The organism is Pseudidiomarina salinarum, assembly GCF_000753715.1.
Classification (GTDB): Bacteria; Pseudomonadota; Gammaproteobacteria; order Enterobacterales; family Alteromonadaceae; genus Pseudidiomarina; species Pseudidiomarina salinarum.
Genome location: NZ_JPER01000001.1, coordinates 472,368 through 499,035, shown reverse-complemented (window position 1 = coordinate 499,035; position 26,668 = coordinate 472,368). Strand labels below are relative to the sequence as shown.

Sequence of the window (26,668 nt, the reverse complement as noted above, 5' to 3'; positions counted from 1 at the left end):
CTTCATGAGTAAGCTACACGTTGTCATTACCGGGTCAAATCGCGGCATTGGTCTGGCCCTGACAAAAAAGTACGTTGAACGGGGTGATCGGGTCACCGCGCTATGCCGTTCACCTTCAGCTGAATTGAAAGAGCTCGATGTCAATATCATAGAAGATATTGATGTCACTGATCCTGAAGGCATTAAAAAAGCTGCTAAAGCGCTGTCTGATCGCACCGTTGATGTATTGATAAATAATGCCGGGCAGCTCAAGACTGAAGACCTCGGAGAGCTTGACCGCGACAGTATCGAATCACAGTTCCGCGTGAATGCTGTCGGCCCCCTGCTGCTCACCGAAGCGCTCCGCCCCGCCATGCGGGAAGGCAGCAAAGTAGCGATGATTACCAGCCGCATGGCCTCCATGGCGGATAATGGCTCGGGTGGTTATTACGGCTATCGCATGAGCAAAGCGGCATTAAACGCCGCCGGGGTGTCGCTGGCAAATGATTTACAGGGCGACGGTATCGCTGTGGGTATGTTGCATCCCGGTTTTGTAAAAACGGATATGGTCGACAAACAGGGTGACATATCCCCGGAAGAAGCGGCGCGTCGCTTAGTACAACGTATTGATGAACTAGGCCTATCTAACACCGGACACTTCCGGCATAGTAATGGCGAATCCCTACCCTGGTAACTGGAGCAACTCAAATGGAAACCGCCCGCGCAACGATCAAAGGACTTAGCCTTATTCTCAGTGCCGCATTAATTAGCTACGCACTGGTCGCCAGCGTTACTGAATTTCAGTCCTTTCATCGGGTGGTCGAAGTAAAAGGCCTCGCCGAGCGCGAAGTCAAAGCTGATACCGCCATCTGGCCACTGCAGGTGGCGCGGGCCGGGAACAGCCAGAGTGTGGTATTTGAAGAACTCGAAACCGACATCACGGCGGTTCGTACCTTTATGCTGGCAAAGGGTTTCAGTGCCGATGAGATCAGCATTTCTGCCCCCTCGGTACTGGATAAGCTGGCCGAGCGCTGGGCCGGTGGAGAGGACGTCGGTTTTCGCTATACCGGTACCCAAAGCCTGACGATTTATACTGATCAGGTTGATCGGGTGCGCAGCGTGCGCCAGCAATTATCGGAGCTCGGTAAGCAAGGCGTAAGCCTCAGCGGTACCAGCTACGAAAACGTCGTGGAGTATCACTTTAACGACCTGAACGCGATCAAACCCAGCATGATTGACGAATCTGCGCAAAATGCCCGCCAGGTAGCCCAGCGTTTTGCTGATCACTCCGGCAGCAAACTGGGCAAAATCCGTAACGCCAACCAGGGGCAGTTCAGTATCACTGACCGGGACTTTAATACCCCGCATCTGAAAATCGTGCGGGTGGTTTCCACGGTTGAGTACCAACTCGTCGATTAAATAACCAAACTATCGGTTTTTTAAACAATCGCACGTTTTCCCAAGGTATTTTGCGAAAAATAGGTTGACGCTATGGTCCCTGATTTGCATAATACGCGCCGCACTCACAGAGCGCAGTTTGATAATTCTGAAATGGCTACGTAGCTCAGCTGGTTAGAGCACAGCACTCATAATGCTGGGGTCGCAGGTTCGAATCCCGCCGTAGCCACCATCAGAACTTTTGGGCGGACGTGGTGGAATTGGTAGACACGCTGGATTTAGGTTCCAGTGCTTCACGGCGTGAGAGTTCAAGTCTCTCCGTCCGCACCAACTCATCAGACTAACAAGCGGATTTTTTTAAGCTAGTTGGGGTATAGCCAAGCGGTAAGGCAGCGGGTTTTGATCCCGCCATTCCCAGGTTCAAATCCTGGTACCCCAGCCACTTAAAAATATCGTAGAAAGTACGCTTGCTTTGTGAATGTTTTCAGGTAATATACGCCCACATTAGCTGTGGGGCCTGAGTTTGGGGTATAGCCAAGCGGTAAGGCAGCGGGTTTTGATCCCGCCATTCCCAGGTTCAAATCCTGGTACCCCAGCCATTTATCTCCTGTTTGTTGCGGGGGTGGCGGAATTGGTAGACGCGCTAGCTTCAGGTGCTAGTGAGCGAAAGCTCGTGGGGGTTCAAGTCCCCCCCTCCGCACCACTTTATTGTGGTGAGCAACAAGCAAGAACAAAAACAACCGCCGCTGGCGGTTTTTTTGTTTCTAGTCGCCCATAGCGGCCCGGATAATCCGTCGTTTCAGCGGGGCAATTCGTGTCGCCGCCGTCAGGCTCAGGCTAACCAATGCCCGTGGCAGTAAATGCCGCGAGCGGAAGCCCAGGTGAATCGCATCCATTGCCCGCATCATGCGTTGGTTCACCGCCAGCCGTTTTTGCTCATAGTCAGCCAGTGCAGCTGGCATCTCCAGTTCTCGCAACGACTCCAGCAACTGCCGGACATCGCCAAAACCCAGATTAACGCCCTGCCCGGCTAACGGATGAATACTATGCGCGGCATCCCCGACTAAGGCGACGCAATCGTGACTGTGGTAATGCAGGGCCCGTTGCCGGCGTAACGGAAAGCTGGCCGCGCTTTGCAGTCTGAATGAACCCAGGGCTGGCGCGAAAACGTCCTGTAATTCCCGCTCAACCTGATCCTGGCCACCAGTTTCCAGCGCCATCCAGCTCTGGTTATCACGATAATCAATCAGACAGGCCTGATGGTCATCAAGCGGCAGTAATGCGTAAGGCCCGCACGGCCGGAAAATTTCCCATGTAGCCGCCGCGACCGGCTGCTCAGTTGTGACTATCGCCAGCAAACAGCGCATATCGTAATCCCAGCCGCGCGCACTGATACCTGCCAGCTTCGCCACCGAAGACTGCGCGCCATCCGCGCCAAGCAAGAGATCAAAAGGCACTTGTTGTTGATCATCCAGAGTCGCCAGCCGCTGCGACCAGTCAACCGCCTGCAGCGTCGCGCCGGTAATACAGGTCACCCGCTTCTGCGTGGCCAGCCACTGCCATAGGGCGTATTGCAGGGCATTATTCTCAACCATGGCGCCGAGCGCCTCAGTACCAGCTTCACTGGCGGCAAAGGTTACCCGCTGCTGGTCCAGGCTTTGCACTGACAAACTGTGATAGGCGCGTTGCCGGTGATCCGGGATACGCTGCCAGATACCGAGTTCCCGCAGCCAGTCGACATTCTGCTGATGCACGGATGAGATCCGCAAATCCCATGCGTCCCCTGACGGGACCGGTTCACTGCGCTCGATCAGGGTTACCCGGTGGCCGTTTGCCGCGGCTTCGGCGGCCGCCGCCGCACCGACCAGGCCGCCACCAATAATCACAATATGCATCTGCTGTTGTCCTGTTTCAGACATCGGTTAACACCACATAATAAAAAATTCTGCGCTCAGAATACACCGCACAGTCATGATAAGATAATGCTTCTTCACTGTCCGGGCCCCCTATGGAAACACCACATCGCACTATTGTCATTGCTTCGGCACTGGTTCTCGGGGCCGAATTTTGTTTTGCCGGCGTCAGCGCTCTGGTCAAATACCTGAGTACCGACCTGCCCTCTGAGCAACTGGTTTTTTTCCGTAATCTGATGGCTTTTGTGGTGTTGTTACCCTGGCTTTGGCACAAAGGCCCCGCGGCCTTTAAAACAACCGTATGGCGGTTTCATCTGACCCGCGGCGTTGCCGGCCTGGCCGCTATGTACCTGTTCTTCTATGCGCTCGCTCATTTGCCACTGGCGCAAGCCACCCTGGTACTGTTGCTGTCACCGTTTCTGATCCCGATCATTAGCCGCTTCTGGCTCAAGGAACTGGTTCTGCCACAAACCTGGCTGGCGATTGCCATCGGCTTTGTCGGCGTTTTTATCTTTTTAAACCCGCTGAACGCCAACCTCTCGCCCGTGATTATGGTGGCCTTTATCGCGGCGGTGCTGGCCGCTTATACCAAGACCTTAATTCGCCGCATGTCCACTACTGAGTCCTCAACCAAGATCGTCTTCTATTTTGCCACTCTCGCAACAGTACTCTCAGCCATACCCCTGCTTTGGCGCGGTGATTCGATTGCCAGTGAACACGGCATCGCCATTCTGGTCATGAGCCTGCTGGCAGTGGCCGGACAGTTAGGAATGACCAAAGCATTTTCCCTGGCACCGGCCGCCCGGGTCGGAGTTTTTACTTATAGTTCAGTGGTTTTCGCTGCGCTGATGGGCTACTTCTTCTGGGACGAACCGGTGACCTGGTACATGCTCGCCGGCACCATCATTATTACCGCAGCGGGGTATCTCGCGCTGCGCACCCGCCGTAAAGCAGAAACTGGCGGCAAAGTTGGCAGTTAGCCGCAGATCACGCTAAAATAGCAGTCCGTTTTACCAGTGAGACCGCAAGACCTATGAGCAAGAAGTTATATATCAAAACTTGGGGTTGTCAGATGAATGAGTACGACTCAGCTAAAATGGCTGATTTACTCAAGGCAACTCATGGCTACGACGTCACGGCAGAGCCCGAAGACGCTGATTTGATCCTGCTCAACACCTGTTCGATCCGGGAAAAAGCTCAGGAAAAAGTATTTCATCAACTCGGCCGCTGGAAAAACCTGAAAGATAAGAAGCCCGATCTGCTGATCGGCGTTGGTGGCTGTGTTGCCTCGCAGGAAGGCGCTCATATCCGCGCCCGGGCGCCATACGTCGATATCGTTTTCGGCCCCCAAACCCTGCACCGGTTGCCGGAAATGGTGAATTCCGTTCAGGCAAATCATACCCCGATGATGGATATTTCATTTCCTGAAATCGAAAAATTTGATCGGCTGCCCGAGCCTCGCGCCGATGGCCCGACCGCCTTTGTATCTATTATGGAAGGCTGCAGCAAATACTGTACCTTCTGTGTGGTTCCGTACACCCGGGGCGAAGAAGTAAGCCGTCCGGTTGATGATGTATTATATGAAATCGCGCAGTTAGCCGAACAGGGCGTCCGTGAAGTCAATCTGCTGGGGCAGAACGTCAACGCCTTCCGTGGTGAACATTACGACGGCAGTATCTGCCGTTTTGCCGAATTACTGCATCTGATTGCGGCCATCGACGGCATTGACCGTATCCGCTATACCACCTCGCACCCGGTCGAGTTCACTGACGATATTATTGAAGCCTATGCGGCCATTCCGGAGTTAGTGAATCACCTGCACCTGCCGGTGCAAAGTGGCTCAGACCGTATTCTGACACTGATGAAGCGTGGCCATACCGCCATCGAATACAAATCCCAGATCCGCAAGCTGCGTAAAGTGCGTCCGGATATTGCCATGTCCTCTGATTTCATTATCGGCTTCCCGGGTGAAACCGACGCCGATTTTGAAGCGACCATGGATTTAATTCAGGCGGTCGATTTTGATATGAGTTTCAGCTTCATTTACAGCGCACGGCCAGGCACGCCGGCCGCGGATCTGCCTGATGATGTTACTGAAGATGCCAAAAAAGTACGGCTGCAGTTACTGCAACAACGGCTGAACCAACAGTCCCACGCTCATGCCCGGCGCATGCTGCATACTGAACAACGGATTCTGGTCACCGGCCCGTCGAAAAAAGATCCGATGGAACTGAGCGGCCGCACCGAGAACAACCGCGTGGTTAACTTCCTGGGTTCACCGGATCTTATCGGGCAGTTTGTTGATGTCTATATTAACGACGTGTTCGTTAACTCCTTACGTGGCGAACTGCTGCGCACCGAGACGGAAATGGGCCTGCGCGTGGATACCGCACCGCAGGCTATTCTGAGCAAGAAGGCGCGTAGCCAACCGGATCAGCTGGGTGTCACTACCGTGATTCCGACCGTGTCGCTATAACCAAAGTTAAAAGAGGTTTTTTTGAGTTCATCCCCGACTACCCTGGATATCGATTTAGAACCTGCAGACTCCCGCCGGCTGGCGGATCTGACGGGTCCATTTGATGAGAATCTGAAGCACATCGAGCGCCGCCTTGGTGTTGAAATAACCTATCGCAGCAATGCGTTTCGTATCATTGGTCCTACCCATACCGCTGAAGCGGCGGCCGACATACTGCGCGACTTATATGTCGAAACCGCGGTGGTTAAAGGCGAAGCCAGTGAAATCGATCCCCAGCAGGTGCATCTGGCCATCCAGGAAGCCAAGGTACTGGAACAGGCTCCGGCCGACGCCAAAAAAGACGATCCGGCGCTGGATAAAATGGTTCACATTAAGACCAAGCGCGGCCTCATTAAGCCCCGCAATCCAAACCAGGCTGGCTATGTTCGGGCGATTCTCAGTCACGATGTGAACTTTGGCGTTGGCCCGGCCGGCACCGGTAAAACCTATCTCGCTGTCGCGTGCGCCGTAGATGCGCTGGAGCGTCAGGAAGTACGCCGCATATTGCTGACCCGTCCGGCAGTGGAAGCCGGTGAAAAACTGGGGTTCTTGCCTGGCGATCTGGCACAGAAGGTCGATCCTTATCTGCGCCCGCTGTACGACGCCTTATTTGAAATGCTTGGCTTCGAAAAAGTTGAAAAGCTGATTGAGCGTAATGTGATAGAAGTGGCGCCGCTTGCCTATATGCGCGGTCGTACCCTGAATGACGCTTTTATCATCCTGGATGAAAGCCAGAATACCACCTGCGAACAGATGAAGATGTTCTTAACCCGGATCGGCTTTAACTCGCGCGCGGTGATTACCGGTGACATCACTCAGGTCGACTTGCCGCGTGGGCAAAAATCCGGCTTGCGCCATGTCATTGAAGTGCTCAAAGACATCGACGATATTAGCTTTACCTTCTTTCAGGCTACCGACGTGGTTCGCCATTCGGTGGTACAACGCATTGTCCAGGCCTATGACGCTTTTGAAGAGAAAAATTCGTGAGCCAGACCACTGTTGACCTCCAGCTTGCCTCAACTTGTGCTGAACTGCCCACCGAAGCCGATATTGAGCTTTGGGTAGGCACTTCGTTACGCATACTTGAGCAGGATGAATCTGCTGAGCTTACGGTGCGTATTGTTGACGAAACCGAAGCGCTGGAACTCAATAAGACCTACCGGCAACGTGACTATCCTACCAATGTATTATCATTCCCCTTCGAAGCGCCGGTTGAACTGCCGGTGCGGCTGCTGGGTGATCTGGTGGTCTGCGCCCCGGTCATTGAACGTGAAGCCGCCGCGCAGGGTAAAGCCCTCAGCGCGCACTGGACGCATATGATTGTACACGGCACCTTGCATTTGCTAGGTTATGACCATATTGACGACGATGAGGCAGTGGTCATGGAACGCCTCGAACAACGTATTCTCGAGGCTTTGGGTTATGCTGACCCCTATGCTGATGATTATGTCTAAACGGAGCACTACCAGTACATGAGCGACGATAACCCCCACTCTAGCAGCGGCTCTTCACGTAAATCGTGGGCAACCAAACTGTTGCAGGTATTTACCGGAGAGCCGAGCAGCCGTGAAGAACTGGTTGATATGATTCAGGACGCCGAAGAGCGTGACCTGATTGATAACGATACCAAAGAAATGATCGAAGGCGTGCTGGATGTCGCCGAACTTAAAGTTCGCGATATTATGGTGCCACGCTCGCAAATGGTGACCATTGATATCAACCAGTCGGTCGAATCCTTCTTACCTATAGTAATAGATTCCCAGCACAGCCGTTACCCGGTAGTCAGTGAAAATAAAGACCATATCGAAGGCATTTTACTGGCTAAAGATCTGCTCGCATATGGCTTTGGTATGACCGATGAAGAATTTTCACTGACCAAAGTAATTCGCCCGGCGGTTATTGTTCCGGAAGGCAAGCGGGTGGATGTGCTACTGAAAGAGTTTCGGGAGCAACGCTATCATATGGCGATAGTCGTCGATGAGTACGGCGGCGTTTCCGGCCTGGTGACTATTGAGGATATCCTGGAAGAAATCGTTGGCGAAATCGAAGATGAAACCGATTTTGACGAAGACATCAAGGCGGATATCCGGCGAATTAATAAATCCCGTTATTCGGTGAAAGCACTCACCACCATCGAAGACTTTAATGACTATTTTGATACCCGCTTTGCTGACGAGGAATATGACACCATTGGCGGGATGGTGGCTCACGGCTTTGGTCATTTGCCGCAACCCGGCGAAGAGATTACTCTGGCTGGTATTTTGTTTAAGGTTACCGGCGCTGATAAACGCCGCATCCAGCAGTTGCAAATTACTATCCCGGAGCAGACATCCGCCACTGATGCCGACTAACTGCTGATGTTTCCGTTCAACCGGCCTCGCTGGCAACCGCTTATCCACCGCCTGACCGCCCTGCTGCTGGGCGGCAGTCTGGTATTCAGTTACGCCCCCTTTGATCAGGCCTGGCTCACCATTCCGGTAATCCTGCTGTTACTGGCATTGACCCGTCGCAGTTCGCCACGACAAGCGGCACAAATGGGCTACTTTTTCGGTTTTGGCTGGTTCAGCGCTGGCCTCAGCTGGATTTATGTCAGCATTGACAGCTTTGGTGGCCTGCACCCGATATTATCGGTGGCCGTGCTGGTAGTGCTTTTCCTCTACCTCAGTTTGTTCCCGGCACTGGCACTCTGGCTCTGGCGTCGCAGTTCGCGCTGGTTCGGCGAGGCGGCGATCTGGCTGTTGCCTCTGATCTGGCTTGGCACCGAAAGTTTGCGCGGCTGGCTGCTGACCGGCTTTCCCTGGCTGGAACTTGGCTACTCGCAAACTGACAGCGCGCTTGGCAACTATGCGCCCTGGTTGGGTGGTGCCGGCATTACCCTGGTTATGCTGGTAATAAGCATAGCCGTGATCCGCTGGTTGCAGACCAGACAAGCCTACTTTCTTGCCCTCGCCGGCGCGCCTTTGATCATTGCGTTTATTTTACCGCTGTTATCGCCCCTTGAACGTACCGGCGAAGCTGCCCGGATCCTGCTGGTGCAGGGTAATATCAGCCAGTCAGTTAAATGGAATCCCGACCAGCACTGGCCTACGCTGATGCGTTACCTCAACCTCAGCCGTCCCTATTATGATCAGCATGATATTGTGGTCTGGCCGGAGTCAGCGGTAACCATGCCGGAACCTTTTACCGACGATGTGCTGGCAAATATCCATGCCAACGCGGTGGCTACTGACACCGCTTTAATTACTGGCATTATCGACTACCAGAGTGGCGACTATTACAACAGCCTGATCGTGCTGGGCCAGGACGGCGAGCATGAGGTTAAGCAGGAGTACTTCCATGGCCACTCGAACCGTTATCGTAAGCACCATCTGTTACCTATCGGTGAGTTTGTCCCTTTTGAAGACTTAGTCCGGCCGCTGGCACCTTTGTTTGACCTGCCTATGTCATCCTTCGCCCGTGGTGAATTCCGCCAACCTAACCTGCATGCGCGCGGCTTCCGGCTCAGCGCCGCTATCTGTTACGAGATCCTGTTTCCGGACCAGGTGCGGGCTAATTTACAGCAGGACACAGATTTTATTCTGACCGTAAGTAATGATACCTGGTTCGGCCGCTCGCACGGCCCGGCCCAACATATGCAAATCGCCCGCATGCGCGCCCTCGAACTGGGACGGCCACTGATCCGCGCCACCAACAGTGGTATCAGCGCGCTGGTGGATGAACACGGCCAGCAGGTGCAGACAGCACCCCAGTTTGTGGCAGCTACGCTGAGCGCCAATCTGCCGGTGGTAAACGGCGTGACGGGTTTCGCCCGCTGGGGAGCCCTGCTGAACTGGTTATTGGCTATTTTCCTTGCCTTCACCCCCATATTCAGCATGGTCAAGCGGCGTCAAAATAAGTAAACTGTTGGCAACTAACTCCTTATTCAATAACAAATGGAACTCACCATGGCTAATATTATCAGTGCGATTATTTTTGCCCTTCTAGTTGCTGCCGGCACCTTAGGTGTAACCTCCCTGGCAATGTATGTGCTGCACCGCAATCCGGACGATCGGGATGCGCAGCAACGGCAACGTATCGAATACGCATTTTTCGGTATCGCGGCTATCGTCGTCATGTTGCTGATGTGGTATGCCCTGTAAGATTTCCTTTTTTAATTATGTCGTTATACGGAATTTAAGATGTCTAAACTGATGCAGGACCACTATGATCCGGCTGCCATTGAAGCGGCCGCACAGCAACGCTGGGAAAATGACAACGTATTTGCCGTCAGCGAACGACCGGATCAGGAAAAGTTTTACTGTCTGTCGATGTTCCCTTACCCCAGTGGTAAATTGCATATGGGCCATGTCCGCAATTACACCCTGGGTGATGTGGTTGCCCGTTATCAGCGGATGCAGGGCAAGAATGTACTGCAGCCGATGGGCTGGGATGCCTTTGGTTTGCCAGCGGAAAATGCCGCTATCCAGCATAAAACGGCACCAGCCAAGTGGACTTATCAGAATATTGACTACATGCGTGATCAGCTCAAATCACTGGGTTTCAGCTATGACTGGTCGCGCGAAATTGCCACCTGCAAGCCAGACTACTATCGCTGGGAACAATGGTTTTTCACCAAGCTCTTTGATAAAGGCCTGGTTTATAAAAAGAACGCAACGGTCAACTGGGATCCCGTTGATCAGACGGTTCTGGCGAATGAGCAGGTCATCGACGGCCGCGGCTGGCGTTCCGGCGCCAAAGTTGAGCAAAAAGAAATCCCCCAGTGGTTTATTAAAATTACCGCTTATGCTGATGAACTGCTGGACGATCTCGAACAGCTCGAAGGCTGGCCGGAACAGGTCAAGACCATGCAGCGCAACTGGATTGGGCGCTCGGAAGGCGTTGAGATTGACTTTAGTGTCGCCGACCAGGCTGACCCGCTCACGGTTTATACCACCCGCCCTGACACCCTCTACGGGGTGACTTATATGGCGGTTGCCGCACAGCATCCGCTGGCCCGGCAGGCCGCACAAAGTAACCCGGAACTGGCTGCTTTTATCGAGTCAATTAAATCCGCCAAAATGGCTGAGGCCGACCTGGCTACGATCGAGAAAAAAGGCATGGACACCGGCGTCCGCGCCACTCATCCGCTGACGGGTGAACAGATCCCGGTATGGGTCGCCAATTTTGTGCTTATGGATTATGGTTCAGGTGCCGTTATGGCCGTGCCGGCCCATGACCAGCGCGACTGGGAGTTTGCCACTACGTACAAGCTGCCCATCGAACCCGTGATCGCGCCGCACTCAGGTGAAGGCGATATCAGCAGTTCAGCCATTACCGAAAAAGGCATCACTATTAACTCAGGCCCCTATACCGGACTAAGCAGCGAAGATGCCTTTAATGCCATTGCCGCAGCCCTGGAAAAACAAGGTATAGGGCGTCGCCAGGTTAATTACCGGCTGCGCGACTGGGGCGTATCGCGCCAGCGCTATTGGGGCACACCTATTCCTATGCTTAAGCTGGCTGATGGCAGTTCAGTCCCTGTGCCTGAAGATCAATTGCCGGTTATCCTGCCCGAAGATGTCGTCATGGATGGCACCACCTCGCCGATCAAAGCTGATCCTCAGTGGCGCCAGACCAGCTACCAGGGCCAGCCGGCGGAACATGAAACCGATACCTTCGACACCTTTATGGAGTCGTCCTGGTATTACGCGCGCTACTGCAGCGCCAATTATCACGATGGTATGCTCGATCCTGAGCAGGCCAACTACTGGCTGCCCGTTGATCAATACATCGGTGGTATTGAACATGCCATCCTGCATCTGTTGTACGCACGTTTCTTCCATAAACTGCTGCGCGATGCAGGTCTGGTTAATTTGGACGAGCCATTTAAACGCCTGTTAACCCAGGGCATGGTGCTGGCTGATACTTATTATCGCGAAGATGCCAAAGGCGTAACCACCTGGTACTCGCCGCTGGATGTTGACATCCAACGCGATGAAAAAGGCAAAATCGTGTCTGCTGTACTGCGTAGTGACGGTCAGCCCGTCAATTACGGCGGCATGACCAAAATGTCCAAGTCAAAAAATAACGGCATCGACCCCCAGCTCATGATCGACAAGTATGGGGCTGACACCGTGCGGCTGTTTATGATGTTTGCCGCGCCGCCAGAGGCCACGCTGGAATGGTCTGATTCCGGCGTTGAAGGCGCGCAGCGCTTCCTGCGACGGGTCTGGCGTCTGGTCGCCGACTTTGTCGAAGTCAGTGACCAACCGCGGGCAGATAACTGGCGCGAGCTGACAACGGAGCAGGAAGATCTGCGCCGTGATGTGCACCGTACCATCCAGAAGGTAACAGACGACATGGGCCGCCGGCAGCATTTCAATACGGCTATTGCTGCCATTATGGAGCTGTTAAATAAGCTGCAGAAAGCGCCCCTGGCTAGCGCCGCTGATCGGGCCCTGATGGCCGAAGCACTCGATGCCGTCGTATTGATGCTGGCACCGGTTACGCCACATCTTAGTGAAGCCCTGTGGCAGGCCCTTGGACACACCAGCGACTGCAACTTCGCTGACTGGCCGGGTTATGACGAACAGGCACTGGTCGAATCATCTGTGCTGATTGTGGTGCAGGTAAACGGCAAAGTAAGGGGCAAGCTCACGGTTCCCGCTGATGCCTCTGAAGAAACGGTTATCAAGGCCGCTTTAGAGGATGAAAATGTCACCCGGTTCACGGCTGATAAAACCATCCGTAAGCAGATTTATGTGCCCGGCAAATTAGTCAATATTGTGGCTAACTAAGCCTGAAAATACGGCTAACAAACGAGGATGAGCGATGCGTTATCTAGTGGTGCTGTTGTTGAGTTTGATGCTGACTGCCTGCGGCTTTCAGCTGCGTGACAGCTACCAGTTGCCGCCCCAACTTGAGCAGGTGCATATTGATGCACCGGCATTCAGTGAGCTGAAACAGGCGGTCCACCAGCGCTTTACCCTGGCCGGCGCCGAAGTGGTCGATACCGCGGACACACTGACCGTGCGTATTATCAGCGACGCTCTGGACCGGCGCGCCTTGTCGTTATCGCGCAGTGGTCAGGTCGCAGAATATGAACTCATCTATACGGTCTGGTACGAACTGATTAGCAGTAACGGCCAGACCACTCCGGCCCAGCGCATTGAAGTCTACCGGGATTATCAGGATGACCCGAATTTTGCCCTGGCGAAAACCCGGGAACGCGAAGTTCTGGTAGCGGAAATGCGCGAAGATGCAGCGCGTCAGCTGCTGCGCCAAGTTATTACCCAGTTGGCAGAATAATCATGCAACTGGCCCTGCCACAGCTTGCCAGTCATTTGCAGCAGCACGGCCTGCCGCCGCTACTTAGTATATTTGGCGATACGCCGCTACTGGTTGACGATGCCTTACAGATCATCCGCAAGTTCGCCCGCGACCAGGGTATTGATGAACGCGAGCGGTATATTCAGGACAGCCAGTTTGACTGGCGCCAGCTGACGGAACAAAGTGCCAGCCTGAGCTTATTTTCCCAGCACCGGCTGCTTGAACTCGAACTGCCCGAAGCCAAACCGGGTCGGGAAGGCGGCGATGCCTTACGCAATTATCTCAGTGCGCCCCCGCCTGATCAGACCCTGATCGTTATTGGCCCCAAACTCAAAAATGAACAGCTAAAAGCAAAGTGGTACCAGCAGCTGACCCAGGCGGGGCCGGTGATCCAGGCGAACAGCCCGGATCGTGCGGCATTGCCACGCTTTATTGATCAACGCGCCGGACGCTATGGCCTTGCTCTGGCGCCCGACGCAGTGCAGCTGATTGCGGACTGGTTTGAGGGCAATTTGCTGGCCCTTGATCAGGAGTTGCAGAAACTCGCGCTAATGGATTTGCCTCAGCCAGTGGCGGCGTCGGAAATCCAGCAGGCCGCCCAGGACCAGAGCCGGTTCAGCGTCTTTGCGCTGCAGGAAGCAATCCTGGCAGCGGACGTTGAAAACGCCCTGCACCGTTTGCAACGCCTGTTCGAAGAAGATATTGAAGTTGCCATTCTGAACTGGATGTTACAGCGCGAATGGTACAAGTTGCAGCGTCTGCAAGAAGGGCTGGCAACGGCGCAGGATCTCAGTACCCTGTTCCGCCGCGAAGGCATCTGGCGCAACCAGGAAGCCAGCTACCGGCAGTTCGTGCAGCGCATGCAAGGCGCTCCCCTCACCCAGGCTGCGGATCTGTTACGGCGTTTAGAGCTCGCATTTAAACGCGACAGCGGCGAGCGCGTGCAGACCCTGGTGACGCATCTGGTGGTGCTGTATTGCCGTCCGGATCTGGCAGTCAGGTTGGCTGCCTCATGATGCGCGTCATTCTTGGTGGCACTTTTGATCCCGTTCACTGGGGGCATCTGCGGCCCGCAGCGGCGGCGCGCGAATGGCTGAAAGCAGATGCGCTGCATTTGTTGCCAAGCGCGCAGCCCCCGCATCGTGATTATCCCGGCGCCACTGCCAAACAACGGCTGACCATGGCACAACTGGCGGCGCGTGAGTTGTCGTGTTGCCAGGCTGACGACTGGGAGTTATGCCAGCCACGGCCCTCCTATACCGAACAGACTCTCGCCGAACTAAAACGGCGCTGGCCCGATGATACCCTGGTCTTTCTGTTAGGCGACGACGCCTTTGCTAATCTGCACAGCTGGCATAACTGGCTGCAACTGACCGATAATGCCCACCTGGTGGTCATGCAGCGTCCCGACACCAGCGCTGGCTGGAGCCCTGAAGTGCTGAGCTTTTATCAGGATCGCTACGCCACCAACCCAACCGATCTGAAACGGCGCGACAGTGGATTAATCCTGTTGGCACCCACCCCTGAGGTAGCTATATCAGCCACGGCTATCCGTACCGCTATCGCCAGCGGCGAAGCCTGGGAGCACTGGCTGCCGCTGGCAGTCGCCGACTTTATTAAAAGCCAGCATCTCTATCGTTAACAGCTGCTTTTTACTGCCCTCCCGTGTTAAACTATTGCGTTCACAGATTCAATGAATCTCATGTTTTTTTTAACGGAGAAATGAACTCTTGCAAGCGGAACAATTACGCCATTTTGTAGTCGAAAAAATTGAAGAACTGAAAGGCCGGGATATTAACGTGCTGGATGTACAGGAACAGACCGATGTTGCTGTTTATATGATCGTCTGCTCCGGCAATTCTAAAACCCACGTGAAAAGTATCGCCAACCATGTCGCCACTGAAGCCAAACGCGAAGGTGTCGCACCGCTGGGTGTTGAAGGTCATGAACACTCTGAATGGGTGCTCGTCGATTTAGGTGATGTGGTTGTGCATGTTATGCAGGAACCAATCCGTGATTTTTATGAGCTTGAGAAGCTCTGGAGCCGCAAGTAATGCGGATTCAGCTGATTGCTGTCGGTCAGAAAATGCCCGCCTGGATCAGCACCGGTTATCAGTTATACGCCAAACGCTTTCCCATTGACTGCCAACTTCAGTTAACTGAAATTGCCGCCGGAAAGCGTGGCAAAAATGCCGATATCGCCCGTATCCGCCGCCAGGAAGGTGAAGCGATGCTGGCGGCGGTCGGCAAAGGTGATCGTATCATTACCCTTGAGGTTGAGGGCAAAAGCTGGACCACTGCCCAGCTGGCCCAGCGGCTACAAAGCTGGCAAATGGACGGACGTGACGTGAGTCTGTTAGTGGGTGGTCCTGAAGGCTTGGCACCTGCCTGCCTGGCGGCGGCCGACGAGCGTTGGTCACTGTCTGCGCTAACCTTGCCCCACCCGCTGGTACGGGTATTGATTGCTGAAAGCCTGTATCGTGCATGGAGCCTTACCACGAACCACCCTTATCACCGTGAATAAATAGCCAATTATGGTAAAGCAACGCGCCACAATTCGTGATCATCAGGCAGAATCAGCACTCTTTGCCCGACGGGCATGGTTCGCGCTATTTTTGGTTACCGCAGTATTTGGCATCTTGTTTTACAACATGTACAACCTGCAGGTTGTACAACATCAGAATTTTCAGACCCGCTCGAACGACAACCGCATCAAAATTGTGCCGCTGGCCCCCAACCGCGGACTTATTTACGATCGCAACGGCCAGTTGCTGGCTGAGAACCGGCCGGTATTAAGTCTTGAACTGGTCCCTGAACGGGTACCTGAACTCGACGATACCCTGGCCCGCCTGCAGAAATTACTGGCTCTCAGCGACCAGCAGATAGAAGAGTTTCAGCAGAGTCGCAAGCGTGAGCGCCGTTTCAATCAGGTTATCCTGCTCGACCGTTTAACCGAAGCCCAGGTAGCCCGCTTTGCGGTGCGCCAGCATGAGTTTCCCGGGGTCAGCATCGAAGCCCGGCTGGTTCGTTACTATCCGCACGGCGACGTACTCACCCACGCGCTCGGCTATGTCGCTAAAATTAACCGCAAGGATCTCGAAAAATTACGGGCTAAAGGCGTTCACGCCAATTATGTCGCCACCCGCACCATGGGTAAGCTGGGCATTGAGCGCTTCTACGAAGAGCAACTGCACGGTGTGATTGGTTTTCAGCAGGTTGAAGTGGATATCCATGGCCGTCCGCTACGCACGCTGTCAGTGCAGCCACCGGTACCAGGGCAAGACTTACAACTCGAATTGGATCTGGATTTACAGCGCTATGCACATGAACAGCTGGGCGACGGCCGCGGTTCAATTATTATCATGGATCCGCGCGATGGCGGCCTGCTGGCGATGGTCAGTAAGCCGGGTTACGACCCCAACTGGTTCGCTCAGGGCATTTCTTACAAGCAATATCAGAGCCTGCTCAGCTCACAGCATTCACCCTTGCTGAATCGCTCTACCCAGGGTGGCTATCCACCGGCTTCCACCATCAAACCCCAGTTGGCCATCCTTGGTCTGGAAGAAGGTATCATCACCCCGGATACCAAAATCTGGGATCCGGGTTGGTTTAAAATAAATAATATCGATCACCGTTATCGTGACTGGCTGGCCTGGGGGCACGGCTGGGTCAACGTTGCCTCAGCAATTATCGAAAGTTGTGACACCTTCTTCTACGACCTGGCACTAAAAATGGGGATAGACAAAATTTCTGAGCATATGAGCCAGTATGGTTTTGGCGATTACACCGGCATCGATATCGCCGAAGAATCTGCTGCGCTTATGCCATCACGGGGCTGGAAGCGGGCACGCTTCAACGAAGCCTGGTACGCCGGTGAAACCATTTCTATTGGCATTGGTCAGAGTTACTGGACCGCTACCCCGATCCAGCTTGCGGTCGCAACGTCGGTTCTGGTCAATCAGGGCATACGCCCGGTTCCTCGTTTTTTACAGAGCATCCGTGAGGGCGATATCGAACTGCCAGCCGTGGTTGAACAGCGTCCGCCGGTAGTGCTGAACAACCCGGCCAACTGGCAGTTAGCACTTGATGCTATGCAGAACGTGGTATCTGGCGCTAAAGGGACAGCCCGCGCCGCCTTCCGCGGAGCGAACTTTACCTCCGGCGGAAAAACCGGAACCGCCCAGGTACGCAGCATCGGTCAGGATGAAGAATATATTGCCGAAGATATCGCCGAAAAATACCGCGATAACGCCATGTACGTGGGCTATGCCCCGGCAGAAAATCCTGAAATTGTGGTCATAGTCACCATTGAAAACGCCGTTGGTGGTGGTGGCAGCGTGGCGGCGCCGATGGCCCGTAACATCATGGACTTTTACTTCAGCCAGGAGCAGAAACGTGCTAACAACTGACGAACGTGAGCGCAATCCCTGGTTGCAACGCCTGCATATCGACGGGCCACTGCTCGTTGCCCTGCTGGCCCTGGCGGCACTCAGCCTGGTAACTGTCTATTCCGCCAGCGGTCAGGACTGGCAAATGACAGAACGTCAGGGCATTCGCATTGGTATCGCCTTTTTAGTGATGCTGGGGATCGCGCAAATTCCGTTAAGCGCCATTCAGCGCTGGTCATTGCCGTTATTTGCAGTCGGCGTGGTGTTACTAGTTGGCGTACTCTTCTTTGGGATCTCCGTAAACGGTGCCCAGCGCTGGCTGGATATCGGCGTAACCCGCATTCAGCCTTCTGAACTCATGAAACTGGCCGTGCCGATGGCCATCGCCTGGTTTGTGGCTGAGCATGGCATACCACCCACTAAACGACGCCTGGCGGCAGCCTTCCTCCTGCTGCTGATCCCAACCCTGATGATTGCTAAGCAGCCGGATTTGGGAACTTCACTACTTATCGCATGCTCAGGAATATTTGTAGTTTTTCTGGCTGGCATGAGCTGGCGCCTGATCACCTTTTTTATCGTCGCGGTGGGCTCCTTTATTCCCATTTTATGGTTGTTCCTGATGCGGGAATATCAGCGCCAGCGGGTTTTGACCTTCCTGGATCCGGAACGGGATCCCCTGGGCAGCGGCTATCAGATTATTCAGTCCAAAATCGCCATTGGTTCTGGTGGTGTTGAGGGCAAAGGCTGGCTGCAGGGAACCCAGTCACAGCTTGAATTTTTGCCAGAGCGCCATACCGACTTTATATTTTCCGTATTCAGCGAAGAATTTGGCCTGGTCGGCGTAATCGTTCTTCTTCTTATCTACGGTTTTGTTATTTTTCGTGGCATGATTATCTCAGTGCGGGCACAGCGTACGTATCATAAATTACTCGCCGGCAGCCTCACACTGACTTTCTTCGTTTATGTGATGGTGAATATCGGCATGGTTTCCGGACTGCTACCTGTGGTTGGTGTGCCACTACCGCTCATCAGCTATGGTGGCACCTCGATGGTAACCCTGCTGGCTGGCTTTGGCTTACTGATGGGAATCGCCACCAATCGCAGACTCGTCATGCACAGTTAATTATAAGGAATAATGCCGATGCTTAATTTTATCCGGCCTGCTATTACAGTTTCATTGCTTTTTATGGGGTCTGCAACCTTCGCTGCTCCGCCAGTTGCCGACCAGACACAACACCAGGCCTTTATCGATGAACTGGTAGAACAGCATCAGTTTAGTCGTGCAGAGGTGACCGGATTGCTGGCTCAGGCACAGCTGAATAACGACGTGCTGGAAGCCATTCAGCGCCCCTGGGAAGCCAAACCCTGGCACCAGTATCACCCGATTTTCCTGACCGAAAAGCGGCTCGACGCCGGCTTGCGGTTCTGGAATGAACATGCTGAAACCCTGGCCCGCGCTGAACAGGAATATGGCGTACCGGCGGAAGTGATCGTGGCTATTATTGGTGTGGAAACCTTTTATGGTTCCTATTTGGGCAATTACCCGGTCCTGGACGCACTTTATACCCTTGGCTTTCACTATCCGCCCCGCGCCAGCTTTTTCCGCTCTGAACTGCGTGAGTTTTTTATCCTGAGCCGCGAAGAAGGCCTGAATCCGCGCGATCTTAAAGGCTCTTATGCCGGCGCGATGGGATTTGGCCAGTTCATATCCTCGTCGTACCGCCATTATGCAGTCGACTTTGACGGTGACGGTGTCCGCGATCTGCTGACCAATCCGGTCGACGCCATAGGTAGCGTAGCAAACTATTTCGCCCGCCACGGCTGGCAGCAGGATGCGCCGGTCGCACTGAAACTGCCACCATCAGACCGCCACGCCGCGCTTGTCGGTAAAGGGCTGAAACCAGAGCAATCCGTTGCCGAGCTGAGTGCGCTCGGGCTGCGGCTACCCGCCGACGCCGCGCTGGACAGTGCGCAACCCGCTAAGGTTTTTGCCTTCGCACAAGTTGACAGCGAAGAACACTGGCTTGGTTTGCAGAATTTTTACGTCATTACCCGTTACAACCACAGCCCGTTATATGCGATGGTTGTCCACCAGTTCAGTGAACAGTTAGCGCAGGGTCACTATTCTCGTGAAAACTAGTTTTACCTTTGTTTTAGCTGCGGTATTAGTGAGCTTGCTGCTGCAGGGCTGTAGTTCTGAACCGCCAAGCCGCTACTCGCAGAAGTACGATTCAGTGCCCACCAGACTGCCATCTGAGGCTGAACTGGCGGAACCTCAACCGCGCGTTGAACCACCGTCTCGTCAGGGTAACCGACCCTACGAATTATTTGGTCGCAACTGGCAGGTCATGACCGATGCCCGTGGTCATATCGAGGAAGGCACAGCGTCGTGGTATGGCGAAAAATTTCACGGCCACTTAACCTCTAATGGCGAAATCTACGATATGTATGCCATGAGCGCGGCCCATAAAACGCTGCCTCTGCCAACCTATGTAAGGGTCACCAATCTGGCGAATGACCGCAGCGTGGTGGTGCGGGTCAATGACCGCGGCCCTTTCCACGGTGATCGCATTATCGACTTATCCTATGTCGCCGCCTACAAGCTGGGGATGCTCAGTACCGGCACGGCACGCGTCCGGGTCGAGGCGCTGCACCCTGACAACGATAACGAAGAGCTGGCGGTGACCACGCCCCTGCAGCCGGAAGAACTGATTCAGTTTTATATTCAGGTTCACTCCGGCAGTAATAAGCAGTGGCTGGAAAATGCCGCGCAGCGATTGGCAAGAATCTACCATGTAGCTGCAACTACTCAGCTTAACAATGGTCTATACCGGGTAGTGCTGGGTCCCTTTGCCGAGGCTCAGGCCGACGAAATATTACAGCAGTTGCGACAGGACGGTTACCCTGATGCCTTTCGCGTCAGAGCACCTTAGCAACTGCCTTTGTTTTGCAAACATTGCTTAGCAGACAATGCTATCATTCGCGCTTATTTTTAATGCTTAAATAACTACAGAGAATCCCGATTATGCGAACCGCTTTTCATCGTTTTATCCGCACACTCGCCTGCACCACGGTTTTATTCGGCGCTGTCGCGCAAGCCGCGATTGTTCCTCCTGCGCCGGGCGTTAATGCGCGTGGTTATATACTGATTGACTATGTCACCGGTAATGTAATCACCGAGGGCAACGCTGATGAGCAACTGCCTCCGGCCAGTCTGACCAAAATGATGACAAGTTATATCATTGGTAAAGAAATGCAGAGCGGTCGTATCACCAACAACGACATGGTAACGATCAGCGAAAATGCGTGGGCCAAGAACTTTCCTGATTCATCCAAAATGTTTATTGAAGTGGGCAAACAAGTCAGCGTCGCTGACCTCAACCGGGGTATCGTTATCTCCTCAGGCAACGATGCCTGTGTTGCTATGGCTGAACATATCGCCGGTAGCGAAAGCGCCTTTGCCGACCTGATGAATACGTACGCTACAGAGCTTGGCCTTACCAATACCTATTTCACCAACAGCCACGGCTTGCCGGATCCAAACCAGTACACCTCACCACGCGACATGGCCAAACTTGGCCAGGCGCTGATCCGCAATGTCCCGGAAGAATATGCGCTGTACGCTGAAAAATCCTACACCTACAACAACATCAAACAGTACAACCGCAACTCCCTGTTATGGGATGCCAGCATGAACGTCGACGGCATCAAAACCGGGCATACTGAAGAAGCGGGCTATAGCCTGGTCACCTCAGCCACTGAAGGCGATACCCGGCTGGTTGCCGTGGTCATGGGCACCACCAGTGAGCAGGCACGGAAGATTGAAAGTAAAAAACTACTGAACTACGGCTTCCGTTATTTCGAAACCGTCAAAGCCTACAGTGCCGGTGACAGCTTTGTTGATCATCGTATCTGGGGTGCTGAGCAAGACACCATCGCCCTGGGCGTGGCAGAAGATGTCGTCATCACCCTGCCTAAAGGTCAGCGTGACAATCTTAAGGCCAATTTTGAACTGAGCCAGGAGCTCGAAGCTCCACTGGCGAAAGGCACCCAGGTGGGTACCGTCTATCTGCAGCTTGACGGTGAAGATCTCGCCAGCTTCCCGCTGGTCACCTTGAACAGCGCGGAAGAAGGCGGCATCTTTAAGCAGATGATGGACTGGGCCAAAAAGAAATTTAACGACGAGTAACAGCTGAATGTCATCGACAGTTTATCTGAACGGCGACTGGATCGCCGCTGAACACGCAAAAGTCTCGGTCTTCGATCGGGGCTTTTTATTTGCTGACGGTATTTACGAGGTGGTTCCGGTTTACAGCGGTAAGCCATTTCTGCTTGAGCGTCATCTGGCCCGCCTTTACCGCTCGCTGCGGGAAATCGGCATCAGCGTGGCTGATGACGCCTTCTGGCATGAATTAGTCCATGATCTGATCAAACGGAACAACTACGGCGATGCAAACGGCCTTATTTATATGCAGGTCACCCGCGGTGCTGAGGCCAGTCGTACCCATCTGCCAGGCCCTGATTTAAAGCCTACGGTATTTGCGACTATTAATCCCCTTGCCCTGCACTGGGATCAGCCAGCTCCGGTGCGGATTACCCTACTTGAAGATATCCGCTGGTTGCGCTGCGATATCAAAAGTATCAGCCTGCTGGGAAATATTTTGTTGAAACAACAAGCTGCAGCGGTTGGCGTGATAGAGCCAATACTCCACCGCGATGGGCTTATAACCGAAGGCCCTGCCAGTAACTTTTTTGCCGTTCGCAACGGCGCACTTTATACCGCTCCAAAAAATCATTTAATCCTGCCCGGCATCAGCCGCGACTGGGTTATCGAATTAGCCGCAGAAGCAGGGATCCCGGTGCACGAAGAGCCCTTTAAAGTAGCTGATCTGCCGCAACTTGATGAGCTCTTCCTCACCAGTTCCAGCCGCGAGGTGCAGCCGGTTGGCCAAATTGATGATATAATTATTGGTGATGGCCAATGCGGTCCTGTAACCGCTGCCTTAATTGAAGCTTTTCATGCCAGCAAACGCCGCCACCTCGGACGCGTTAGTTAGGCACCTGAGATTCCGGCAGGAGTGAACAATGCAAAAAACTCGCTTCGACGAACTGGTTGAATTCCCTACTGACTTTACCTTTAAAGTTATGGGCGTCGCCTCGCCAGAACTACCCGATTCCGTGGTTGCCGTTGCCCAGCAGCATGCGCCGGGAGACTACGCGCCGACAGTGAAACCGAGCAGCAAGGGCAACTACCATTCGGTAGCCATCCGGATCCGGGTCGAAAGCCAGCAACATATTGAAGTTCTGTACCGCGCCTTGTCTGATATCGAAGATGTCCGTTATGTCCTCTGATCTCATTATCCGGCAGCTTGGCCGACAGCCCTATGAGCCCGTCTGGGCAGCCATGCAGCAGTTCACTGATCAGCGTGACAGCGACACCCCGGATGAACTCTGGGTGCTCGAGCATGACCCGGTGTTTACGCAGGGTCAGGCGGGTAAAGAAGAACATATACTAGCGCCCGGCGATATCCCTATTGTGAAAGTGGACCGGGGCGGTCAGGTCACGTACCACGGGCCGGGGCAACTGGTGGTCTACTTTCTGCTGGATATCCGCCGGCGCAAAATGGGCGTTCGTCAGTTAGTGAATCAGATCGAAGCTACCATCGTTGACCTGATGGCGCGTTACCAGGTTACCGCCGCCGCCCGGCCCGATGCGCCCGGAGTTTATGTCGATGACACAAAACTTTGCTCGCTCGGCCTGCGTATTCGTAAAGGATGCTCATTCCACGGGCTGGCCCTGAACGTCAATATGGATCTTAGCCCGTTTTTACGTATTAACCCTTGTGGTTACGCTGGTATGCAGATGGTTCAGACCGCCAGCCTCAACGGCCCGCAGACAGTGGCCGAAGCCGCACCGCAAGTGACTGAAATTTTCGCCGAACGGCTCGGTTATCAACACATTCATGAACAAACAGGATTTGCCAAAGACTATGTCCAAGCCAGCTAGAGTAGAACCCGGAGTAAAACTACGTGACGCCGATAAAATGGCGCTCATTCCGGTTAAAGTGGTGCCAACTGAACGGGATGAAATGCTGCGTAAGCCATCCTGGCTGAAGGTAAAATTACCCAGTTCAACCACCCGTATCGATGAGATTAAGGCGGCGATGCGCAAACACGGCCTGCATTCAGTATGCGAAGAAGCATCCTGCCCTAACCTGCCTGAATGTTTTAACCATGGTACCGCCACCTTTATGATCCTCGGCGCTATCTGTACCCGCCGCTGCCCGTTTTGTGATGTCGCGCACGGCCGGCCATTGCCGCCGGATCCGCAGGAAGCCGTCAAACTCGGCGAAACGGTTCGCGACATGAAAGTGAAATACGTGGTGGTAACCTCAGTTGATCGGGACGACCTGCGCGATGGCGGTGCTCAGCACTTTGCTGACTGTATCCGCGAGATCCGTGCCCACAGCCCGGGCATTCAGGTCGAAGTACTGGTTCCGGATTTCCGTGGACGCATGGATGTTGCGCTGGATATCCTGACTGACGAAGCACCCGACGTTTTCAACCATAACCTGGAAACCGTCCCGCGGATGTATAAAGCCGCTCGTCCGGGTGCCAATTATCAGTGGTCACTGGACTTACTGCAGCGCTATAAAGAAGGCCGCTCAGACGTACGTACCAAATCTGGTCTGATGGTTGGCCTGGGCGAAACCAACGAAGAGATCCTGGACGTTATGCGTGACCTGCGCGCCCATGATGTCGATATGCTGACCATAGGGCAATATCTGCAGCCGAGCCGTCATCACCTGCCGGTTACCCGTTATGTGCATCCGGATGACTTTGAAATGTTCCGCCAGGAAGGCGTGAAGATGGGCTTCTCGCATATTGCCAGCGGGCCGCTGGTTCGCTCGTCGTATCACGCCGATCTGCAGGCTGCGGGCAAAGAAGTTAAATAAGAATAATACCTTGATGAGGCGGTGCTATGAGTATATTGATTTGGTGTTTATTAATTGCCGGACTATTACCAATCGCCGCTAAGGCGCCTGTGGTTTATTTCCAGAACGGGGAACAACCAAAAGGCTATGATAATCGTCACCCACGGGACCAGCAGCAGCGCTTAACCGGTGCGGGCGCACGCGCGGTGGCGGGCCACTATAATGCCTATGAAGCCTTTCCTTTGTTTGCCGCGGCGGTTTTGCTGGTCATTGCTACCCGCCAGGTTACTGACTTTATGGTCTTGCTGGCGATCGGTTTCGTCGTCTTCCGGGTAGCCTATCATGTGCTTTATCTGCTCAACTTTGCCAAGTTACGCAGTCTCGTCTGGTTTTTCGCCCTGCTCTGTCCGGTCATCATGATTGCCCAGACCGCCATAACTATTACTGGTGCCGCTTAATCAGCTCCAGATAGAGCTCAGGCCAGACGGCGGTATCGTGATAATGCATGGCGGTCAGTTGTGCCACTGGCCGCCAGGCGTATTTACCGGAAGCATCACAGGCCGGGATCCGAAACAAGCCGGCCCGCTCTTTATCTGCTGAGCCCAGCCGCCAATCACCGTCCGCCTGCCGCTCGCCCAATTGCTGCCAGTCCGATACCGCAAACCGCCAGGGCAACTGCTGCCAGAAGGCCTCTAATTCGGCCGCGCTCATCACCGCTGTATCAGAAACAACCACATTCAGTGACGCATGGGCGTATCCGCCGTTGCAGAAAGATTCCGCCAGCTCGCTACTCATCTGATACTCATCGGCCAGCCCCAGCCAATGGCCAATCTCGTGAGCAACCAGCGCCCTTGACGCATCCAGAGGCACGTTAATCTGATAATCATCGGCACTGGCCACACCCGGCTCATCCACAAACACCAGCTGGCGTACACTGGCCTCATACGGCAACAACGGCAGCTGACAGTGCAGCCGCTCCCTTTCGCCCCGGGTTTCACACGACAGATTTTCAGGATAATAAAAGCGGGTGGTGAAGCACGATTGCGACGCGGCCAGCGGATGACGGTGCCAGTCGGCGAAAAGTCGCATGGCCGGCACCGCCCCGGCTTTGGCTGGTAGCCAAACCTGCACGGCATCCGGACGCGGACATTGTAAATTCTTAACAACAGCCAGTTCAAGCTGCCAGGGGCTTATCTCAGCAAATGGCCAGCTGACTGCGGCGGCTGGCACCGATAACAATAAGACGCCACCAACAAACCCGCATAGCGCAGTTAGCCTACTCGTCATTGTGCTCCACAACAGCCATACTGCGCGCGAGTTCCAGCCCCGCATAGCGATGTTCAAGGAACATATAGACACCGGTCGTCAGCGCCAGTCGAAAATAGACAGTCGCCAGCTTGTGCTGGCCAGCCAGTTGTTGATATTTACCGAGATAGAAGTAGGCCTCGCACATACGTTCAGCAAGGGTTTCATTGTCTTTCAAATCGCGCGCGGCATGCAGGTCAATAAAATCGACCGGACTGATGGCGCCCAGCATCAGGTCACTCAGTACCCAGCCCCATTCATCACCACCATGGGCGATGCGCCGCTGCGCCAGATTGTTTCGTGCCTGTGCGACATCCTGTTCAACCTCAGCAAGATACAGCCACAGCACCCGATACGGATCGTCAGGGCTTTGCTCAAAGTAATGCCGGAGATCATCAACGGCCAGGTCAAAGCGGCTATCATAATACGCCGCTATGCCGCGGTTCAGGTAGGCATACGGATGTTCAGGATCTAACTCCAGGGTAGCCTCATAGGCTTCAAAGGCGTAATCAAACTGAGCCGCCTGGGTGTAATGTATGCCAAGATAATTATAGGCATCGGCGAGCCGCGGCTGATACTCAAGCGCGTGATTAAAATCGATCCGGGCCAGTGCTGTCATGCCCAACCCGTCATATAAAGCGCCGCGGCGATAGAGTAACTCAGCCATGGTGTCCGCCGGCAACGTTTCCTCAGTCAGCACTTCATTGAGCTTGGCGACTTCCAGCTGGTAGCGCAGCTCGGCTGGCTGTGGCGCTACCACTAACAAATTCTTCAGGGCGTCCTCAGGTTGTTCCTGGGGCGCGACCACGCATCCTTGCATCAATAAGAGCAAGGCTGCAGCCAGTCCTGCTCTAATAGGTTTTAGTTTCATTGGCTCCTGCCTTAATCATCATTCGTTGTTAGTACCATCATAACCCAGGGATACAA

General features: G+C 54.1%; 28 protein-coding genes and 5 tRNA genes. 30 read left to right on the top strand and 3 right to left on the bottom strand.

Annotation, left to right across the window (positions count from 1 at the left end; all coding sequences use genetic code 11):
• The first annotated feature begins 4 nt into the window (after nucleotides 1-4).
• The 7 genes from IDSA_RS02310 to IDSA_RS02280 all read left to right on the top strand — a co-directional run bounded on the left by IDSA_RS02310 (nucleotide 5) and on the right by IDSA_RS02280 (nucleotide 2,080).
• Nucleotides 5-673, top strand: a complete 669-nt coding sequence (locus IDSA_RS02310) for an SDR family oxidoreductase (protein ID WP_034773896.1) — start codon at nucleotides 5-7, stop codon at nucleotides 671-673.
• A gap of 14 nt (nucleotides 674-687) precedes the next feature.
• The gene (locus IDSA_RS02305) at nucleotides 688-1,398 is read left to right on the top strand and encodes an SIMPL domain-containing protein (RefSeq protein ID WP_034773895.1); all 711 of its coding nucleotides are present in this window, start codon (nucleotides 688-690) and stop codon (nucleotides 1,396-1,398) included.
• A gap of 134 nt (nucleotides 1,399-1,532) precedes the next feature.
• Nucleotides 1,533-1,609: transfer RNA gene (locus tag IDSA_RS02300), tRNA-Met, on the top strand.
• A 13-nt stretch (nucleotides 1,610-1,622) separates the two neighbouring features.
• Nucleotides 1,623-1,707: transfer RNA gene (locus tag IDSA_RS02295), tRNA-Leu, on the top strand.
• Between the two features lie 37 nt (nucleotides 1,708-1,744).
• Nucleotides 1,745-1,819, top strand: a tRNA-Gln gene (locus IDSA_RS02290).
• A gap of 82 nt (nucleotides 1,820-1,901) precedes the next feature.
• Nucleotides 1,902-1,976: transfer RNA gene (locus IDSA_RS02285), tRNA-Gln, on the top strand.
• Between the two features lie 17 nt (nucleotides 1,977-1,993).
• Nucleotides 1,994-2,080, top strand: a tRNA-Leu gene (locus tag IDSA_RS02280).
• Nucleotides 2,081-2,141: 61 nt separating this feature from the next.
• On the opposite strand, the gene IDSA_RS02275 is transcribed toward IDSA_RS02280, so the two are convergent.
• Nucleotides 2,142-3,296 (bottom strand): FAD-dependent oxidoreductase, encoded by a 1,155-nt coding sequence (locus IDSA_RS02275; protein ID WP_084694016.1) that lies wholly within the window; start codon nucleotides 3,294-3,296, stop codon nucleotides 2,142-2,144.
• 89 nt (nucleotides 3,297-3,385) lie between these two features.
• Here IDSA_RS02275 and IDSA_RS02270 point away from each other — a divergent pair, with 89 nt between their 5' ends.
• The 23 genes from IDSA_RS02270 (at nucleotide 3,386) to IDSA_RS02160 (ending at nucleotide 24,894) form a co-directional block, all read left to right on the top strand.
• Nucleotides 3,386-4,270, top strand: coding sequence for a DMT family transporter (locus IDSA_RS02270; RefSeq protein WP_034773893.1), 885 nt, complete (start codon nucleotides 3,386-3,388; stop codon nucleotides 4,268-4,270).
• A gap of 53 nt (nucleotides 4,271-4,323) precedes the next feature.
• Complete coding sequence (gene miaB, locus IDSA_RS02265) at nucleotides 4,324-5,766, top strand: tRNA (N6-isopentenyl adenosine(37)-C2)-methylthiotransferase MiaB (RefSeq protein ID WP_034773892.1); 1,443 nt, start codon at nucleotides 4,324-4,326, stop codon at nucleotides 5,764-5,766.
• A 21-nt stretch (nucleotides 5,767-5,787) separates the two neighbouring features.
• On the top strand, nucleotides 5,788-6,792 hold the full coding sequence (locus IDSA_RS02260) for a PhoH family protein (protein WP_034773891.1): 1,005 nt from the start codon (nucleotides 5,788-5,790) through the stop codon (nucleotides 6,790-6,792).
• Entirely contained in the window at nucleotides 6,789-7,259 is a 471-nt protein-coding gene (ybeY, locus tag IDSA_RS02255; protein ID WP_034773890.1) for an rRNA maturation RNase YbeY, read from the top strand. Before IDSA_RS02260 ends, ybeY begins: the two co-directional genes overlap by 4 nt.
• A gap of 18 nt (nucleotides 7,260-7,277) precedes the next feature.
• On the top strand, nucleotides 7,278-8,156 hold the full coding sequence (corC, locus tag IDSA_RS02250; protein WP_034773889.1) for a CNNM family magnesium/cobalt transport protein CorC: 879 nt from the start codon (nucleotides 7,278-7,280) through the stop codon (nucleotides 8,154-8,156).
• Between the two features lie 6 nt (nucleotides 8,157-8,162).
• Complete coding sequence (gene lnt, locus IDSA_RS02245) at nucleotides 8,163-9,704, top strand: apolipoprotein N-acyltransferase (protein ID WP_051986011.1); 1,542 nt, start codon at nucleotides 8,163-8,165, stop codon at nucleotides 9,702-9,704.
• 45 nt (nucleotides 9,705-9,749) lie between these two features.
• On the top strand, nucleotides 9,750-9,944 hold the full coding sequence (locus IDSA_RS02240; RefSeq protein WP_034773888.1) for a hypothetical protein: 195 nt from the start codon (nucleotides 9,750-9,752) through the stop codon (nucleotides 9,942-9,944).
• 51 nt (nucleotides 9,945-9,995) lie between these two features.
• Nucleotides 9,996-12,581 (top strand): leucine--tRNA ligase, encoded by a 2,586-nt coding sequence (gene leuS, locus IDSA_RS02235; RefSeq protein WP_034774960.1) that lies wholly within the window; start codon nucleotides 9,996-9,998, stop codon nucleotides 12,579-12,581.
• 34 nt (nucleotides 12,582-12,615) lie between these two features.
• Nucleotides 12,616-13,092, top strand: coding sequence for an LPS-assembly lipoprotein LptE (locus tag IDSA_RS02230; RefSeq protein WP_034773887.1), 477 nt, complete (start codon nucleotides 12,616-12,618; stop codon nucleotides 13,090-13,092).
• A 2-nt stretch (nucleotides 13,093-13,094) separates the two neighbouring features.
• On the top strand, nucleotides 13,095-14,129 hold the full coding sequence (gene holA, locus IDSA_RS02225; protein ID WP_051986010.1) for a DNA polymerase III subunit delta: 1,035 nt from the start codon (nucleotides 13,095-13,097) through the stop codon (nucleotides 14,127-14,129).
• Entirely contained in the window at nucleotides 14,126-14,755 is a 630-nt protein-coding gene (gene nadD, locus IDSA_RS02220; RefSeq protein WP_034773886.1) for a nicotinate-nucleotide adenylyltransferase, read from the top strand. The genes holA and nadD overlap by 4 nt, the downstream gene beginning before the upstream one ends.
• An 88-nt stretch (nucleotides 14,756-14,843) precedes the next feature.
• Nucleotides 14,844-15,167: a ribosome silencing factor gene (gene rsfS, locus IDSA_RS02215; RefSeq protein WP_034773884.1), complete on the top strand. Its 324-nt coding sequence runs from the start codon at nucleotides 14,844-14,846 to the stop codon at nucleotides 15,165-15,167.
• Nucleotides 15,167-15,637 (top strand): 23S rRNA (pseudouridine(1915)-N(3))-methyltransferase RlmH, encoded by a 471-nt coding sequence (rlmH, locus tag IDSA_RS02210; protein ID WP_034773882.1) that lies wholly within the window; start codon nucleotides 15,167-15,169, stop codon nucleotides 15,635-15,637. Before rsfS ends, rlmH begins: the two co-directional genes overlap by 1 nt.
• A gap of 10 nt (nucleotides 15,638-15,647) precedes the next feature.
• Nucleotides 15,648-17,522 (top strand): penicillin-binding protein 2, encoded by a 1,875-nt coding sequence (mrdA, locus tag IDSA_RS02205; RefSeq protein ID WP_034773880.1) that lies wholly within the window; start codon nucleotides 15,648-15,650, stop codon nucleotides 17,520-17,522.
• Nucleotides 17,509-18,624, top strand: coding sequence for a rod shape-determining protein RodA (rodA, locus tag IDSA_RS02200; protein ID WP_034773878.1), 1,116 nt, complete (start codon nucleotides 17,509-17,511; stop codon nucleotides 18,622-18,624). The genes mrdA and rodA overlap by 14 nt, the downstream gene beginning before the upstream one ends.
• An 18-nt stretch (nucleotides 18,625-18,642) precedes the next feature.
• Nucleotides 18,643-19,641: a lytic murein transglycosylase B gene (mltB, locus tag IDSA_RS02195; RefSeq protein ID WP_126760536.1), complete on the top strand. Its 999-nt coding sequence runs from the start codon at nucleotides 18,643-18,645 to the stop codon at nucleotides 19,639-19,641.
• Nucleotides 19,631-20,434: a septal ring lytic transglycosylase RlpA family protein gene (locus tag IDSA_RS02190; protein ID WP_034773876.1), complete on the top strand. Its 804-nt coding sequence runs from the start codon at nucleotides 19,631-19,633 to the stop codon at nucleotides 20,432-20,434. The genes mltB and IDSA_RS02190 overlap by 11 nt, the downstream gene beginning before the upstream one ends.
• A 92-nt stretch (nucleotides 20,435-20,526) precedes the next feature.
• A complete protein-coding gene (locus IDSA_RS02185) occupies nucleotides 20,527-21,690 on the top strand; it encodes a serine hydrolase (protein WP_034773874.1) in 1,164 nt (387 codons plus the stop codon).
• Between the two features lie 7 nt (nucleotides 21,691-21,697).
• The gene (locus IDSA_RS02180) at nucleotides 21,698-22,558 is read left to right on the top strand and encodes a D-amino acid aminotransferase (protein ID WP_034773872.1); all 861 of its coding nucleotides are present in this window, start codon (nucleotides 21,698-21,700) and stop codon (nucleotides 22,556-22,558) included.
• 28 nt (nucleotides 22,559-22,586) lie between these two features.
• Nucleotides 22,587-22,853 carry a DUF493 family protein YbeD gene (gene ybeD / locus IDSA_RS02175; RefSeq protein ID WP_034773870.1) on the top strand — a complete coding sequence of 89 codons (267 nt, stop codon included), beginning with the start codon at nucleotides 22,587-22,589 and terminating at the stop codon, nucleotides 22,851-22,853.
• On the top strand, nucleotides 22,843-23,508 hold the full coding sequence (gene lipB / locus IDSA_RS02170; RefSeq protein ID WP_034773868.1) for a lipoyl(octanoyl) transferase LipB: 666 nt from the start codon (nucleotides 22,843-22,845) through the stop codon (nucleotides 23,506-23,508). Before ybeD ends, lipB begins: the two co-directional genes overlap by 11 nt.
• The gene (lipA, locus tag IDSA_RS02165; protein ID WP_034773866.1) at nucleotides 23,492-24,457 is read left to right on the top strand and encodes a lipoyl synthase; all 966 of its coding nucleotides are present in this window, start codon (nucleotides 23,492-23,494) and stop codon (nucleotides 24,455-24,457) included. Before lipB ends, lipA begins: the two co-directional genes overlap by 17 nt.
• A gap of 26 nt (nucleotides 24,458-24,483) precedes the next feature.
• A complete protein-coding gene (locus tag IDSA_RS02160) occupies nucleotides 24,484-24,894 on the top strand; it encodes an MAPEG family protein (RefSeq protein ID WP_034773864.1) in 411 nt (136 codons plus the stop codon).
• Here the strand turns inward: IDSA_RS02160 and IDSA_RS02155 are convergent.
• On the bottom strand, nucleotides 24,878-25,723 hold the full coding sequence (locus tag IDSA_RS02155) for a hypothetical protein (RefSeq protein WP_126760537.1): 846 nt from the start codon (nucleotides 25,721-25,723) through the stop codon (nucleotides 24,878-24,880). The two genes, IDSA_RS02160 and IDSA_RS02155, sit on opposite strands and share 17 nt — an antisense overlap.
• The gene (gene nlpI, locus IDSA_RS02150) at nucleotides 25,713-26,612 is read right to left on the bottom strand and encodes a lipoprotein NlpI (protein WP_034773862.1); all 900 of its coding nucleotides are present in this window, start codon (nucleotides 26,610-26,612) and stop codon (nucleotides 25,713-25,715) included. The genes IDSA_RS02155 and nlpI overlap by 11 nt, the downstream gene beginning before the upstream one ends.
• Nucleotides 26,613-26,668: the final 56 nt, after the last annotated feature.

What these genes read in the sequence shown, in the direction of transcription:
- IDSA_RS02310 (WP_034773896.1), top strand. Translation starts at nt 5, where the DNA reads ATGAGTAAGCTACACGTTGTCATTACCGGGTCAAATCGCGGCATTGGT.
- IDSA_RS02305 (WP_034773895.1), top strand. Translation starts at nt 688, where the DNA reads ATGGAAACCGCCCGCGCAACGATCAAAGGACTTAGCCTTATTCTCAGT.
- IDSA_RS02275 (WP_084694016.1), bottom strand. Translation starts at nt 3,296, where the DNA reads ATGTCTGAAACAGGACAACAGCAGATGCATATTGTGATTATTGGTGGC.
- IDSA_RS02270 (WP_034773893.1), top strand. Translation starts at nt 3,386, where the DNA reads ATGGAAACACCACATCGCACTATTGTCATTGCTTCGGCACTGGTTCTC.
- miaB (WP_034773892.1), top strand. Translation starts at nt 4,324, where the DNA reads ATGAGCAAGAAGTTATATATCAAAACTTGGGGTTGTCAGATGAATGAG.
- corC (WP_034773889.1), top strand. Translation starts at nt 7,278, where the DNA reads ATGAGCGACGATAACCCCCACTCTAGCAGCGGCTCTTCACGTAAATCG.
- lnt (WP_051986011.1), top strand. Translation starts at nt 8,163, where the DNA reads ATGTTTCCGTTCAACCGGCCTCGCTGGCAACCGCTTATCCACCGCCTG.
- IDSA_RS02240 (WP_034773888.1), top strand. Translation starts at nt 9,750, where the DNA reads ATGGCTAATATTATCAGTGCGATTATTTTTGCCCTTCTAGTTGCTGCC.
- leuS (WP_034774960.1), top strand. Translation starts at nt 9,996, where the DNA reads ATGCAGGACCACTATGATCCGGCTGCCATTGAAGCGGCCGCACAGCAA.
- IDSA_RS02230 (WP_034773887.1), top strand. Translation starts at nt 12,616, where the DNA reads ATGCGTTATCTAGTGGTGCTGTTGTTGAGTTTGATGCTGACTGCCTGC.
- holA (WP_051986010.1), top strand. Translation starts at nt 13,095, where the DNA reads ATGCAACTGGCCCTGCCACAGCTTGCCAGTCATTTGCAGCAGCACGGC.
- nadD (WP_034773886.1), top strand. Translation starts at nt 14,126, where the DNA reads ATGATGCGCGTCATTCTTGGTGGCACTTTTGATCCCGTTCACTGGGGG.
- rlmH (WP_034773882.1), top strand. Translation starts at nt 15,167, where the DNA reads ATGCGGATTCAGCTGATTGCTGTCGGTCAGAAAATGCCCGCCTGGATC.
- mrdA (WP_034773880.1), top strand. Translation starts at nt 15,648, where the DNA reads ATGGTAAAGCAACGCGCCACAATTCGTGATCATCAGGCAGAATCAGCA.
- mltB (WP_126760536.1), top strand. Translation starts at nt 18,643, where the DNA reads ATGCTTAATTTTATCCGGCCTGCTATTACAGTTTCATTGCTTTTTATG.
- IDSA_RS02185 (WP_034773874.1), top strand. Translation starts at nt 20,527, where the DNA reads ATGCGAACCGCTTTTCATCGTTTTATCCGCACACTCGCCTGCACCACG.
- IDSA_RS02180 (WP_034773872.1), top strand. Translation starts at nt 21,698, where the DNA reads ATGTCATCGACAGTTTATCTGAACGGCGACTGGATCGCCGCTGAACAC.
- ybeD (WP_034773870.1), top strand. Translation starts at nt 22,587, where the DNA reads ATGCAAAAAACTCGCTTCGACGAACTGGTTGAATTCCCTACTGACTTT.
- lipB (WP_034773868.1), top strand. Translation starts at nt 22,843, where the DNA reads ATGTCCTCTGATCTCATTATCCGGCAGCTTGGCCGACAGCCCTATGAG.
- lipA (WP_034773866.1), top strand. Translation starts at nt 23,492, where the DNA reads ATGTCCAAGCCAGCTAGAGTAGAACCCGGAGTAAAACTACGTGACGCC.
- IDSA_RS02160 (WP_034773864.1), top strand. Translation starts at nt 24,484, where the DNA reads ATGAGTATATTGATTTGGTGTTTATTAATTGCCGGACTATTACCAATC.
- IDSA_RS02155 (WP_126760537.1), bottom strand. Translation starts at nt 25,723, where the DNA reads ATGACGAGTAGGCTAACTGCGCTATGCGGGTTTGTTGGTGGCGTCTTA.
- nlpI (WP_034773862.1), bottom strand. Translation starts at nt 26,612, where the DNA reads ATGAAACTAAAACCTATTAGAGCAGGACTGGCTGCAGCCTTGCTCTTA.